The sequence below is a fragment of the Thomasclavelia sp. genome (assembly GCF_047249845.1).
GTDB lineage: Bacteria > Bacillota_I > Bacilli_A > Erysipelotrichales > Coprobacillaceae > Thomasclavelia.
Window position 1 is genome coordinate 1 of the sequence record NZ_JBKTWO010000006.1, and the last position, 13597, is coordinate 13597.

Annotated in this window: 12 protein-coding genes; all 12 read left to right on the top strand. The window is 26.2% G+C overall.

Annotation, left to right across the window (positions count from 1 at the left end):
- The coding region (locus ACLR9T_RS02455; RefSeq protein ID WP_413107948.1) for an LPXTG cell wall anchor domain-containing protein at nucleotides 1-513 on the top strand (513 nt) is incomplete at its 5' end.
- A gap of 253 nt (nucleotides 514-766) precedes the next feature.
- Nucleotides 767-1237: a hypothetical protein gene (locus tag ACLR9T_RS02460; protein WP_413107949.1), complete on the top strand. Its 471-nt coding sequence runs from the start codon at nucleotides 767-769 to the stop codon at nucleotides 1235-1237.
- Nucleotides 1209-1451, top strand: coding sequence for a hypothetical protein (locus ACLR9T_RS02465; RefSeq protein ID WP_413107950.1), 243 nt, complete (start codon nucleotides 1209-1211; stop codon nucleotides 1449-1451). Before ACLR9T_RS02460 ends, ACLR9T_RS02465 begins: the two co-directional genes overlap by 29 nt.
- A complete protein-coding gene (locus ACLR9T_RS02470; RefSeq protein ID WP_413107951.1) occupies nucleotides 1444-2529 on the top strand; it encodes a type VII secretion protein EssB/YukC in 1086 nt (361 codons plus the stop codon). The genes ACLR9T_RS02465 and ACLR9T_RS02470 overlap by 8 nt, the downstream gene beginning before the upstream one ends.
- Before the next feature lie 12 nt (nucleotides 2530-2541).
- Complete coding sequence (gene essC, locus ACLR9T_RS02475) at nucleotides 2542-9234, top strand: type VII secretion protein EssC (RefSeq protein ID WP_413107952.1); 6693 nt, start codon at nucleotides 2542-2544, stop codon at nucleotides 9232-9234.
- A gap of 140 nt (nucleotides 9235-9374) precedes the next feature.
- On the top strand, nucleotides 9375-9665 hold the full coding sequence (locus tag ACLR9T_RS02480; RefSeq protein ID WP_413107953.1) for a WXG100 family type VII secretion target: 291 nt from the start codon (nucleotides 9375-9377) through the stop codon (nucleotides 9663-9665).
- A gap of 64 nt (nucleotides 9666-9729) precedes the next feature.
- Entirely contained in the window at nucleotides 9730-10110 is a 381-nt protein-coding gene (locus ACLR9T_RS02485) for a hypothetical protein (RefSeq protein ID WP_413107954.1), read from the top strand.
- Nucleotides 10107-10427, top strand: coding sequence for a hypothetical protein (locus tag ACLR9T_RS02490; protein ID WP_413107955.1), 321 nt, complete (start codon nucleotides 10107-10109; stop codon nucleotides 10425-10427). The genes ACLR9T_RS02485 and ACLR9T_RS02490 overlap by 4 nt, the downstream gene beginning before the upstream one ends.
- Nucleotides 10424-11062, top strand: a complete 639-nt coding sequence (locus ACLR9T_RS02495) for a DUF5081 family protein (RefSeq protein WP_413107956.1) — start codon at nucleotides 10424-10426, stop codon at nucleotides 11060-11062. The genes ACLR9T_RS02490 and ACLR9T_RS02495 overlap by 4 nt, the downstream gene beginning before the upstream one ends.
- Nucleotides 11062-11391 carry a hypothetical protein gene (locus tag ACLR9T_RS02500; protein WP_413107957.1) on the top strand — a complete coding sequence of 110 codons (330 nt, stop codon included), beginning with the start codon at nucleotides 11062-11064 and terminating at the stop codon, nucleotides 11389-11391. Before ACLR9T_RS02495 ends, ACLR9T_RS02500 begins: the two co-directional genes overlap by 1 nt.
- Nucleotides 11384-13021, top strand: coding sequence for an HNH endonuclease (locus ACLR9T_RS02505; RefSeq protein ID WP_413107958.1), 1638 nt, complete (start codon nucleotides 11384-11386; stop codon nucleotides 13019-13021). Before ACLR9T_RS02500 ends, ACLR9T_RS02505 begins: the two co-directional genes overlap by 8 nt.
- A gap of 4 nt (nucleotides 13022-13025) precedes the next feature.
- Nucleotides 13026-13454 (top strand): SMI1/KNR4 family protein, encoded by a 429-nt coding sequence (locus tag ACLR9T_RS02510; protein ID WP_413107959.1) that lies wholly within the window; start codon nucleotides 13026-13028, stop codon nucleotides 13452-13454.
- Nucleotides 13455-13597 lie beyond the last annotated feature (143 nt).

Consider the following 13597-nt stretch of genomic DNA (forward strand, 5'->3'; position numbering starts at 1 on the left):
ACAGCAAATGATTATACAGAATCAACATGGAATGCGCTTCAAGCAGTATTACCAGATGTAAATGAAGTACTAGGTAATGTAAATGCAATGCAAGGTGAAGTAGATGAAGTATATACAGAGTTAGTAAAAGCATTCTTGAATCTAAGATTAAAACCAAATAAAGACTTATTAGAGGATTTAATCAATAAAGCAAATGGATTAAATAGAGCAAGCTATACAGCAGCATCAATAAAAGTAGTAGATGAAGAAGTAGCAAAAGCAAATGCAATATTAAATAATCCAAATGCAACAGCAGAGGAAGTAACTGCTGCTATAAATGGATTAACAAAAGCAATGGCAGGATTAGAAGCTAATCCAAGTAATCTGGATAATGATGTTAATCCTGTAAAACCAGGAGACAGTACAGTAAATGCAATTAAAACAGGTGATGAAAATATGATTGGTGTATTTTTAGGGTTAATTGTGTTAAGTATGGCAAGTTTCTTAACATATTATAAAAAAAGAGAAAATTAATATATAAAAAGGGTTGTAATGAAATAACTTATTAAAGAGTTAAATTCGTTCAACTCTTTTTTATTTATAAAAAAATTTTAAATAATGTTTTTGAGGTATTAAAAAGAATTAAATTAAATAATTGTGTTTATATATATTTAAATAAACATTTCAGCAGAAATTCTTATTCTACTAATAATAACTGTTTTATTTTATGGTGATTTAATCAGCTTTTTTTGATAAAATAGTTAAAAAGATATATTGGGAGGAAAAAATGATAAAAAAGATATTATTAGTTATTTTTGTGATAATTTCAGTAAGTGGATTTTCTTTTGTCAATGCTCAAGATGATGAGGAAAATTTAGAACTTAACACAGATGAGTTGAAAAATAAAAATGATAATTATTCTTCTTTAACAGATATAAATGGCTTAAATTTATTTACTGATGATACACAAAAAATATTTAAGGAAAAAAAGAAGTATGAGGATGAAATGTATTTTAATACTAAAAAAAGTCTTTTTACTAATAAAATTATTGAAAAAAATAAAGAAGATCAAAAAGAAAAATTGTTTAAGCAGCCAATATCTTTTGATAAAACTGTTAAAGATGAAAAATATGATTTACCTATTGAAATAATTGTAGTTATTGTAACATTTATAACTGCAATAGTAGTCTTTTTAATAACAAGGAAAAAATATCAAGGGAGAGAGATCAATGAAAATAATTTTAACATTTACAAATAAGTATAAAAAGGTAGATTTTTTATTAAATGATGAAATGATTATTAAAGATGCAATTAAAACGATTATAGAAAATACAGAATTTAAAATAGATAAAGAAGTGGAATATATATATTCAAAAAGAAAACATGAAAAGGTAAATATAAATTATACATTTAATCAAGCAAAAATATTTACAGGAGATGAATTGGTAGTGGGGGATTTAAATAATGAATAAAATAAAAAAGGAATATAAAAAAGCAAATATTAACGCAAAAAGTGATTTTGATTTTTATCAGTTACAAAGAAAAAGTGATTATTTACTAGATTGTCAGATTACAAGGGAAATGGATGAGATATATTTTGAATATATGGTAAATAATGAAAAACCTTTTGAATCAATTAAAGATTTAACATTATTATCTAAATTTCAGGCATTGATTAATATACAGTGCTTACTTATGGATGCCAAACGGATTAGAATATCTTTAGACCCCCATAATTTATATATCGATAATAATATGAGACCTAAAGTAATGGATAGAGATGTCTATGAAGATATAAAATTTGATGAATTAGATTTTGTAAAGCAATATAAGTCATTAATTGGTTATTTATTACAAAATAAATATACATTTAATGACTTTTATCAAGGAGGAAACGAACTCTTAAGTAAAAATAAAATTACTGCCAATTATGTCAAGATCAATAATTTAGATAAATTAGTTAATGAATTAAATAAAGAGTTTGAAAGACTACAAACAAAGAGGAAATTGTCAATTATTGAAGTCGATAAGAAAAAATATACTCGTTTAAAAATCACTAGTAAAATAACAATAATTATATTAGTTTTAAGTATAATATTAGGCATTTATTTTGGTGGTTATAGATTACATGAAGAATCTATTTTTAAATATGCAAATGAGCAATATATTAAGCAAGATTATATATCTGTTATAGATACTTTAGATAATATTTCAATAGATAGAATGAATATAAATACTAAATATATTCTAGCAGTTTCAAATGTTAAATCTGAATCATTAAATGATGAACAAAAGAATAATATATTATCAAGTGTAAGCCTGAATTCGGATTCAAGAATTTTAGAATTTTGGATTTATTTGGGTAAATCTGATATGGATAAAGCTATTGATATTGCTAAGCAAATAGGAAATAATGAATATTTAGCATATGCTTATATGAAAGAAAAAGCAAAGATTGAAAATGATAAAAACTTGAGTGGATCGAGTCGTGAAGAAAAATTAAATGAAATAGAAGAAAATTTGAAAAAGATTAATCTAGGTGATGAGTAGAAAGGATCTATTATGAAAAGGGTTATTTATTTTAAAAAGGATGGTTATTTAGAATATCCACTGGAACAACAAATTGATAAAGATGGAATTCGAATAAAATATAATAATGACAAGATTACTTTTATAGATGGAGATAAGACTGAAAAAGAAATAATATTTCAAAATAAATATAAAGTAAATGAACAAATATTTACAGTTTTAAGTGATAACACTTCGTATTTTTTGAAAGAAAATAGTGTTATTTTAATTGGTCAAGATAATATTGATATTAAAATATCAAAGGGAAAGTATATCATTGATAATAATCTAATAATCGCTAGTGATAATAGTAGATTTTACATAAATGGAAAACAATGTTTAGAGAGTAAAGCTAGATTTAATTATGGGGATCAAATTTTATTAGATAATAATATTCTTTTAATTATTCATGAAAAATATTTAAAAATTATTGCTCAACACGAAAGTTATGATTGTAATCTACCTTATTATGATTTGCATGTAAATGTTGTGGAAGGTTTTCCAGAATATAAACGCTCACCTCGAGTAATTAAAAAGGTAAAGCCAGATAAAATTAATATTTCTAAACCACCAGCTAAAATAAGTAGAAAGAAAAATAGTCTAGTAAAAGTGATCGTTCCACCACTAGTAATGGCTTGTGGAACGGTAGCTATGTCGTTAATGATGGGACGTGGTTTATATATGCTGATTGGTTTAGCAGGAACATTAGTTAGTTTAGTCTTTTCAATAACTACATATTTTTCTGATAAAAAAGAATTAAAAGAAAAAAATGATATACGCGAACATGTTTATGAGGAATATCTATTGAAAATGCGTAAAAAATTAGCAAAATATAAGCAAGAAGAAATTGAAGCGTTACATTATAATAATCCTGATTTAAAAGGATTGGAGGAAATGGTTACACAATATAATCCACGAATATATGAAAGAGATATTAATGATGATGATTTTTTAACAATAAATGTTGGTTTGGCAAATGATAAGTATAGTTATCAGGTCACACTTGATTATGATGTTTTACAAACAGAAAAGGATGAATTGCTTGATGAGGCAAAAAAAATATATAATGAATATCAAACTATTGAAAATAAGCCTATTTTAATTGATTTAAAGAAAGCTCATTTAGGAATTGTAGGTGAAAAAAGAGAAATTCATGAACAGTTAAAATGGTATATTTCACAGATTACTTTTTTTCATTCTTATCACGATGTTCAGATAATCATGTTATATAATGAAAAGTTTAAAGATGAATTTGATTATATTAAATGGTATCCTCATGTGAAAATAATTGCTAATAATTTAACAGGAAATATTAATAATGAAAGAGTGAGAGATCAAGTTATAGGAAGTTTACATCAAATATTAAAGGATCGTAAAATTAAAAGAGATGAAAATAAAAAGGAAATGAATTTTTTTCCTCATTTTGTAGTAATTATTGATGATTTTCATTTGATCATGAATCATTCTATTATGGAATATTTACAAGAAGTAACCACAGAATTAGGATTCTCATTAATTTTTACTGCTCAAAAAAGAGCAAATCTTCCCGAGAATATAAAAACAGTACTAACAATGGAAGATATGGATATAGCAACATTATTATTAAACGAAGGTAGCGAAGTAAATAAAAAGTTAATAGAGCAAAGAATTAATGATGTTGATTTAGAAACAATGGCTCGTAATTTAAGTGTACTAAATCATATTAAAGGAATAAGTTCACATATTCCTGAAGCAGTAACCTTTTTTGATATGTATAAAGTAAATGAGCCCGCTGAATTGGAGATATTGCAACGATGGCAAAAAGGTGAGTCGCATAAATCGCTTGCAGTACCTTTAGGTCTTAGAACAGTAGATGATATTGTTGAATTAAATTTACATGAAAAAGCTCATGGACCTCACGGTTTAGTTGCGGGAACAACAGGATCAGGGAAATCTGAAACGATTCAATCATATATTTTATCTTTAGCAGTAAATTTTAGTCCTTATGAAGTTGGCTTTTTATTAATTGATTATAAAGGTGGCGGTATGGCTAACTTATTTAAAAAACTACCTCATTTATTAGGTACAATTACAAATCTTGATGGGGCTGAAAGTATGCGTGCCCTAGCTTCAATTAAAGCGGAATTAGCACGTAGACAGAGGATTTTTAATAATCATAATGTAAATAATATTAATAAATATAATAAATTATTTAAGATGAATAAAGCTACTGAACCATTACCACATCTTTTTATTATATCTGATGAGTTCGCTGAATTAAAAAAAGAACAACCAGAGTTTATGAGTGAGTTAGTGTCTGTTGCTAGAATAGGACGAACTTTAGGTGTACATCTGATTCTGGCAACTCAAAAACCAACGGGTGTTGTTGATGATCAAATTTGGTCAAATTCAAAATTCAAATTAGCTTTAAAAGTTCAAGATGAAAGTGATAGTAAAGAAATAATCAAAACCCCAGATGCTGCTTTTATTACTAAAGTAGGAAGAGCTTATTTACAAGTTGGAAATAATGAAATATATGAATTATTTCAATCTGCTTGGAGTGGGGCAATATATTCTACAAAAGAAGAAACCAATAAGATCGATGATAGAATTTATAAAATAAATTTATTGGGGCAAGGAGAATTAATAAATCAGGATCTAAGTGATAATAATTTCTATGATGAAAATATGACCACCCAACTAGATGCAACAGTTGAATATATTGCTGATTTGTATAATAAATTAGAACATCAAGAAATCACAAAACCTTGGCTACCGTCTTTAAAGACAAATATTCCTAGTAAATATATAGATGATATAAATAATATTACAGCAATTACAGAAATTGATTTAAATTGTCAACTTGGATTAATTGATATTCCCGAAGAACAGATTCAAAAAGATTATGAAATTAATTTTATTAAAGATGGGAATTTAGCTGTTTTTTCATCTAGTGGTTATGGTAAATCAACTACTTTAGGAACAGTTATGCTAACACTTGCTGTTAAAAATAATCCACAGTTATTAAATTATTATATTTTAGATTTTGGTAATTCATCATTAATTCCATATAAAATGCTACCTCATGTGGCTGATTATATGACTTTTGATAGCGAGGAAAAACTTAGTAAGTTTCAAAAAATTTTAGCTGAAGAAGTTAAAATAAGAAAACAATTATTTGCAAAAGAAATGGTTCAAAATTTTGATATGTATAATAACATGCATACAGATAAACCTTTAAAAGCTATCTTTATAATTATTGATAATTTTGATGTTGTTAAAGAAATATCAATGGATTTTGAGGAATTTATTATGAAAATTACTCGTGATGGTGTTGGATTGGGAATTTATACAGTAATTAGTGCTACCCGAGCAAATTCTGTTCGTTTTGCAACATTAAATAACTTTAAAAATAAAATAGTTCAATATTTATTTGATGATGGTGATGTTATCAGTTTGCTTGGACGTAGTCCATATAAACTTAGCGAAATAAGAGGAAGGGCATTAGTCAAACAAAAAGTAATTAGTATGATGCAAGTTTATGCTCCTGTAAAGTTTAATGATGATGTAGAATTTATTACTAATCTAAAAAACAAAATTATTGAAATTGCAAAAACATATACAGGATCAAAGATTCGAGGAATACCGGTTTTACCAGAAGTATTTACAACTAAAGATTTTATTAACTATAATTATGAAACAACAATAAAGAATATTGTAGGATTAAGTTTAGATCGTGTAGAAAATGTTAGTGTCGATCTACAAACCTCACCTTTTATAATCTTAGGTCCTGCAAAATCTGGAAAAACAAATCTGTTAGAAATTTTGATCAATCAATGTACAGGTAAATCATATGTTTTTGATTCTGGTAGTATGGAGCTATATAAATATCATAATGATAATAATATAAATTATATAGATGTTAATCAAATTAATAATTTTATTGAGCTCTTATTTGAAGAAGTTAATATACGCCAATCTGGATTAGAGGATGCATTAGCTAAAGGAGAAGTTGTTTCACCAAAAGATTATTTTAAAACATTGCCTGATTGGATGGTTTATATTGATGATGTTGATAATTTTATTCAAAAAGTACAAAATATTGCTAATATTGGAAAGTTATTAGAACAGGCAGCAAGTACAGGAATTGGAATTATAGCTACTGTAAACTCAAATAAACTAAAAGGATTTGATGAAGTGACTAAATTTTTTAAAAATACAACGAATGGTGCTATTCTAGGACAAATGGGGACGTTGAATATTTTTCCGTTGAATATGCGTGATATACCAGGTTTTGGTTATGCTGTTCTTTATGAAAATGGCGATATGAAAAAAGTTAAGCTCCCTAAATATATGGGATTTTCAGGAGAATCAGAAATAACGAAAAAGAAAAAATATATAGTTTGTTTTATAGCTATGTTTTTTGTATTAACAATTGGAATTCTTATTGGAAGTAAACTAGAAAATAGTAAGATTGAGGCAATAAATGGAAATCTTTATAATAGTGTTAAAGTTGCTGTAGTTAATCTTGATGAGGGGATATTATATAATGATAAACAAAGAAATTTTGCTAAAGAAATATTAGAAAATTACTCTGAAAATTATGTAGTAACAGGATTGAATGATGCTAAATCTGGTATTGATGAGGGACGGTATGCTGCATATATTATTTTACCGGCTGATTTTTCATCTAATGTAGTGTCAATAAATACTATTCCTAACAAAAGTTTATTAAAATATGAGATAAGTGGTAATTTATCTCAGGGAGCAACAGATAAAGCCTGGCAAAATGTGATGAAGTTAAAAGATGATTTGAATGATGATATTGGATATATTTATATTAGTTCAATCTTAGGAGAGTTTCATGATGCTCAGGATAATGCTTTAAAGGTTTTAGATAATGATTCTAAAGATAAAGATGTAATAATGGCTATATCTAATTTAGATTTAGTTGCAACATTAGATTTAAGAGAAGTTGAGCGACTTCAAAATGATATTGAAGATCTAGATATTAATCCGGATATTGAAAAAAATGCAGCAATAATAAATTCAATTGATGAAGCGTATAAGGGATATTTAAATAAAACCGCTTTACAATTAAACAGTCTTAAAAATGAATCAACTTTAATTATTGATGACTATAAAAATATTAAAGATTCATCTAATTCTATTAAAAATTTAATTAATGATGATGATAGTAAAAATTATTCATTAAATCAAACAATCACAATGTTAAAACAGTATAATGAGGATTTAGATCAAAATATTATTAAGATTTTTGATGAGTTGGATACTTCAATTGATAAAGAAAAGGAAGATAATGAACAATATATTAAAACTGCAAAATTAAATTTAGATATTTTAGTTGAAAATCTTGATAACAATCATGAAACTATAACAAAAAATATTTTTACAGAAATTCAAAATAAGATAGCAGATATAATAGCTCAGATTCAATCGAATGAAATAACTATAGATTTCAATAATTATCCTAAAATAAAAGATCTTCTTGATCAAGAGGAAAAAAATAAAAAATTAAACAGTATTGAAACATATATTAGTAAAGCAATTATTAAAACATTTACTGAAATAGAATATACAGACCTAGGATCTGAAGAAGATATTATTAATCTGGTAGAATTAAAATTATCTACTGATTTAAAATTGCAAGAGTTTTTAAAAATATATGCTGAATCTATCGGGATTGAAGAATCTAAAATTGAAGAATATAGTATTAGAGATTATATAAAAGCAAGCAATGAAGCATTTAAAGATCTTGCAAATTTAGATATTGATGAAAATATAGGGAAATTAACAGAAAAGTTTAAACTAGCTTTAAAAGATGATATTAAAAAAGTTATAGATATCAATAATGGATTATTATTAATAAACATAGATAAAATAATTGCGGAACAACCTATAAATACTATTAAAATAGATGAAAATATAAATGATTATAAAGAAGGGTTACAAAGTATACCAATATTTAATAGTACTATGCTGAAATCCATGATTAATCTAGTAAATTTATTGGATGTAAATAATGTAAATAAACTAATTGATGCAGATTTAGAGCCATTAGCCAAAGAACAGAGAGAAAGTAGAAATCATTTATTAGATGTAGTTAAAAAGCAAGAAAGCTTAAATACAATATTTCATAATAATTTATTATTATATAACCCTTTAGATATAATTGATCAAGAAGAGATAGAAACATATGTAAATGATTATCAAATTAATAATAGTACTACTAAGTCTAAAATTGAAAAGAAAAATTATGAATATGTAGATTTTGTATCTAAATCATATGATAATGCAAATCAACAAATAATTTTAACGAAAGAAGATGTTATAAAATATCAACAAGAGTCCGATATAAAAATTTTAACTGGATTAGAAAAGGCAAAATTAGTGAAAAATGAGACATCAAAAACTAATAATGACTTAATGAAGAGTTTTATCAGTAAGTTATCATATACACGAATTGGTAGTGTTTCAAATAATCAAGTCTATGATCTAGTAATAGCACCAGCTAATATGGAGGGAGTAAAATCTGAAAAGTTGGTTAGTCAAATAACAACAGATTATAATAATTTATTTATTAAGGTCACTGGAGCTAGTCTATTTATTTTGCTAATAATAGGTATAGTGAGTTCTTGTAAAAAAAATTATAGTGAAAAAAAAGATAGCCAAGTTAATAAAAATTAATTATTTGTTATTAATATAGAATAATTAAAAAACATTGAATATATCAAAGTAATTTGATTATTTAAAACGATATTTTAGTAGACTTTGTAAAGGAATATACGTTATAATATTCACATAAAATAATTAAGGAGGAAGTTTATATGGCGGGAGTAATTCGTTTAAATGCAGAAGGCTTAACACAAGCTTCATCACAGTTAAAGACACAAGGGAATGAATTAGAATCATTAATTAATCAAATGCAAAATGTAATTAATAGTTTACCTGATGCATGGGAAGGAGATGCAGCAATAGCTTATGCAGAACAGTTTGCTTCATTGCGGCCAGGGTTGGATAAAACACGTCAATTAATAGAAGATATTGCTGTTCAAATTGATCAGACATTACAAGCTGCTCAGGAGTTAGATGCTAATATTGCTTCGAAATTAAGATAATAGGTATTGTAAGTTCCTTTCAATAAATTTGAAAGGAATTTTTTATAAAGGGGAGGATTTTATTATGGCTTTTTATTGGTTTTTTGAGGATGTATCTCCTGTAAGAAGATTAAAAGATGAGTATTGTGAATTAGTGGATGATCTTAATTATCAAATTAAAAGAATAGAAGGTAATATAAAAAATATAAGTAATAGTATAGATGATCTACATAAGACTTTAAATAGTTATTCGAGTGCAAAAGGGATTATGGCAGAATTGTATTATAGTAAGATAGAGGAAAGTATAAATAATTATAAAAATATTTTAATATCGTGTGAAGATGCTTTAGAAAATGTTATAAAGAGGAGAAATCAGGCTATAGAGATTAGGGATAAGCTACAATATTATTATCAAATTGAGCAAAGAGATGATGTGGAATTTTCGTTAGGAGAAATTAGTTTATGAGTGATAATTATAATTTTGATATTGATGCCATAAAAGATGTTAAATCTTTTAGTCAAAAGACTGTTAAGGAATTAGAAGAGCTTCTTAAGATAGCTAAGAATCTTAAGGATAAAGTAGATACTTGTTCAGGATGGAAAGGTAAACAAAAAGATGAATTAATGACCTTTTTAACATTATTGATTAAATATCATAGTGATTTAGTTAATAAATCCGATGCGCCATTTAAACAATACAATAAAGCTTTTGATGATTTGTATAATAACCTTGAAAGTTACAAAGCTAATTCTAGTTCGTATAGAGAGTTGAATAATAAATGATAATTTTAGATTCAGAGGAACTTATTGCATTGAATTCTGTAATTGATAATATTCCTATATATGGGTTACAGTTAAATGATACTGATCTTAATGAAGAAAAAAGGGTAATTAAAACAATTAATAGTTTAAAAGATAAAGAAATAATGTTTGATGGATCATTTACTGATAAGGGATTAGCAGTATTAAGGTTATTGGAACTTTATAAAAAAAATACTATTCATATTTTTATTAATAGATTAAGGATTGCTCCATTAGATAATGAACAGTTAATTATTATTGAGCTGAAAGAAAATAATCAATTTTTAATTTCAAAAACACAAAAAGTTACACTTGAAAAAAAATTAATCCTTGCTATACCCTATCTACAATTGCCTGCTAAAAAAAGATTTATCCCATTTACAATTAGCGATATGAGCAAAAAAGATATTGAAAATGAATTAAATGATCAAAAATGGCGAGATATCTTATTAATTCAAAAACATGAGGAAAATCGAACTGTACTTAACAAACTTTATTATATGACAGAAAATATAGGATATTGCTATGATTATATTTTAGAAGCAAGGGTACAAAAAGAATCATTTGAAATAAGAATAGACCTCATGGATATATTAGAGATTGGGGGAGGAGAATAATGTCAGATACAACTTCAGTAATAGCTGGCAAGGAATTATTGGAAATAGCAGTAGAATTCCAAAACCTAGTCACTAGATTACAAAATCTATCAAATAAATTTAATGTGTATAAAAAAACAATGGAATCAAAAAACTTTTATGATGGCAGGAATAGAGAAAATCTAGATAAAGGAAATTATGCTGTTGCTCAACATTTAATTAATTTAACAGATTTTTATGGTCTATGTTTTGCGTATATATATTATGCATATGATAATATGGTTAAATTAGATCAGGAACTAGCAAAAGCAATACAAATGGCTTATCTTGAGGAACATCATGATGAATAGTATAAAAATAAATAAGAATAAATGGGAATCTAATAAACCAAGTACTTATAAAATCAATCAGTTAAGTTATATGGGGTTTGACACTTCAATCAATATAGTTAATGATAAATTAAAAAACACTAGTTATATAACAGGTTTTTCATATTCGGGCATTAATAATAGAATAAGAAAAGCTAATGAATTATTAGAACAGTTGTGTTATTATATAGGAGCTACATTAGATGATATCAATGATTTAATTGATGAACCATTTTTCCAATCCTTTGATAATAAAATAGGAATATTAGAAAAATTTGAAAAGATTAATTTGAATCAATATAAAACCAAGAATAACCTTGGAATAAAGCAGCATAGTTCATACAGTTATAATGATTATTATACTAAGCAAAATACTAAGGTAGATTACTCCTATGAAAAAGATAAAATAGGCTTTGCAGATATATTTAATAATTCTGAGTTAAAAGGTTATAAAGGAATGCCATCTTTTGCTGAAATGATGAAAGACCAGTATAAAAATGAAGTTGCTAATAATAATCTAGATATAGCCTATGATGATTATGTAGAATCTTTATTACACAGATCAGATATCCATCACACAGTAGATCGAGGGTGGCTGAACTTTCTTAGTGATGCACTAGATACAGTAGGTATAGTCTCAGCAGTGGCATTTTTTACTGGTGAGAATTTTATAACAGGAGAAATTTTAACTAAGGAAGAAAGAGATAGGGCAGTATTTGATACAATAGTTAATGTAACATTGTTAGCAACGACAATTTTAACAGCGGGTACAGGATCAATAGCAGCAGTAGGTACAAAAGCAGCAATAAAACAGACAGCCAAGAATGCTACTAAAGCATTAGCAATAGATATGATAAGTGGGGTAGCAGGTCTAGCAGCAATAAACATATTAGATAATGCAGGGGCTCCTAAATGGTTATCAATAATAGCTGGATTAGGAGTATCATTTACAGCAGGTTATTATGGTAATAAAAAGTTTGTAGATACTGTTCCTAATATTAAAGAATCAGCTATTGATGATTTAATTCAACAAACTGGATTATCGGGTGATCAATTAAGTGATATTATGAAATATAGTAAATTAGATGCAGCTGAATTAGCTGATGCACTTAAAAAAGGTGATTTACTAGATATAATACAAGGAAGAAATATTGATTTTAATAAGATTGATATTGATGATTATAATAATGCTGTTAAATCAGGTATTAAACCAGAGAATTCTCGAACTTTTGAAAATTGGAGTAAGAAAGGTGGGATAATAGAAATTAATAAAGATGGAACGACTTGGAGATATACGGATATAGATGGAAATGTAGTCTATTATAGAGATGGATTTCCAGATTTTTATTCATACAAACATCCCAATGTTGATCCTGTATCTATTAAAATATCACAACCTAAAGATAATAAAGTAGACGTTAAAAAAGCAAATATGGCTGCAGGTTTAGGACCTAATTCTAATCCTCCTGTATATGATTTAAAAAAGCCTCCAAAAGGATATACATGGCATCATATGGAAGATGGAAAAACCATGATATTAGTTAAGAAAGATATACACAAATTATTCACACATAAGGGTGGACAATCAATAATAAATGGTAAAGGAGTATAATTAAATGAAAATAGAAGTATATGAAACAGATGAAAAGGTATGTTTAGATGAAATAAAGATAGTAGAGAAAGAAATGGGAATCTTATTTCCGAAAGAGTACATAGAATTTTTACTAGACCAAAATGGCGGTAATCCAAAAAAATCAGAATTTCAGTTACCAGATGGGACAAACACAAGTGTTGTAAATGTATTTTATCCAATTGGGAAAATGGAAGAGAACTTACAAAGAGAAAATATGATTTTAGATGGAGAAATTCCAGAAGGTTATATTTCTATTGGAGATGATTCAGTAGGAAATGAGATTTTGTTAAAGATTAAAGGAGAAAATATTGGAGAATTATATTTTTGGGATCATGATGTTGATCCAGAGGAAGAAAATAATATGCATTTTTTAGCAAATAATTTAAATGCATTTTTAAATATATTGAAATAATATAAATTAAAATAAATTTTTTTGATGGAAAAGATAAGACGGGCTTAAATCTATTAAACTATTTTAAGATAAATGTTTATAAAAGAAATGCTGATTATAAAGGAAGTTTAATTGATAGAATGAGTCATAAAATGAATGCAGAT

Coding starts and splice junctions, on each gene's coding strand:
- ACLR9T_RS02500 (WP_413107957.1), top strand. CDS start 11,062: ATGTCAGATACAACTTCAGTAATAGCTGGCAAGGAATTATTGGAAATA.
- ACLR9T_RS02510 (WP_413107959.1), top strand. CDS start 13,026: ATGAAAATAGAAGTATATGAAACAGATGAAAAGGTATGTTTAGATGAA.
- ACLR9T_RS02460 (WP_413107949.1), top strand. CDS start 767: ATGATAAAAAAGATATTATTAGTTATTTTTGTGATAATTTCAGTAAGT.
- ACLR9T_RS02505 (WP_413107958.1), top strand. CDS start 11,384: ATGAATAGTATAAAAATAAATAAGAATAAATGGGAATCTAATAAACCA.
- ACLR9T_RS02495 (WP_413107956.1), top strand. CDS start 10,424: ATGATAATTTTAGATTCAGAGGAACTTATTGCATTGAATTCTGTAATT.
- ACLR9T_RS02485 (WP_413107954.1), top strand. CDS start 9,730: ATGGCTTTTTATTGGTTTTTTGAGGATGTATCTCCTGTAAGAAGATTA.
- ACLR9T_RS02480 (WP_413107953.1), top strand. CDS start 9,375: ATGGCGGGAGTAATTCGTTTAAATGCAGAAGGCTTAACACAAGCTTCA.
- ACLR9T_RS02465 (WP_413107950.1), top strand. CDS start 1,209: ATGAAAATAATTTTAACATTTACAAATAAGTATAAAAAGGTAGATTTT.
- ACLR9T_RS02470 (WP_413107951.1), top strand. CDS start 1,444: ATGAATAAAATAAAAAAGGAATATAAAAAAGCAAATATTAACGCAAAA.
- ACLR9T_RS02490 (WP_413107955.1), top strand. CDS start 10,107: ATGAGTGATAATTATAATTTTGATATTGATGCCATAAAAGATGTTAAA.
- essC (WP_413107952.1), top strand. CDS start 2,542: ATGAAAAGGGTTATTTATTTTAAAAAGGATGGTTATTTAGAATATCCA.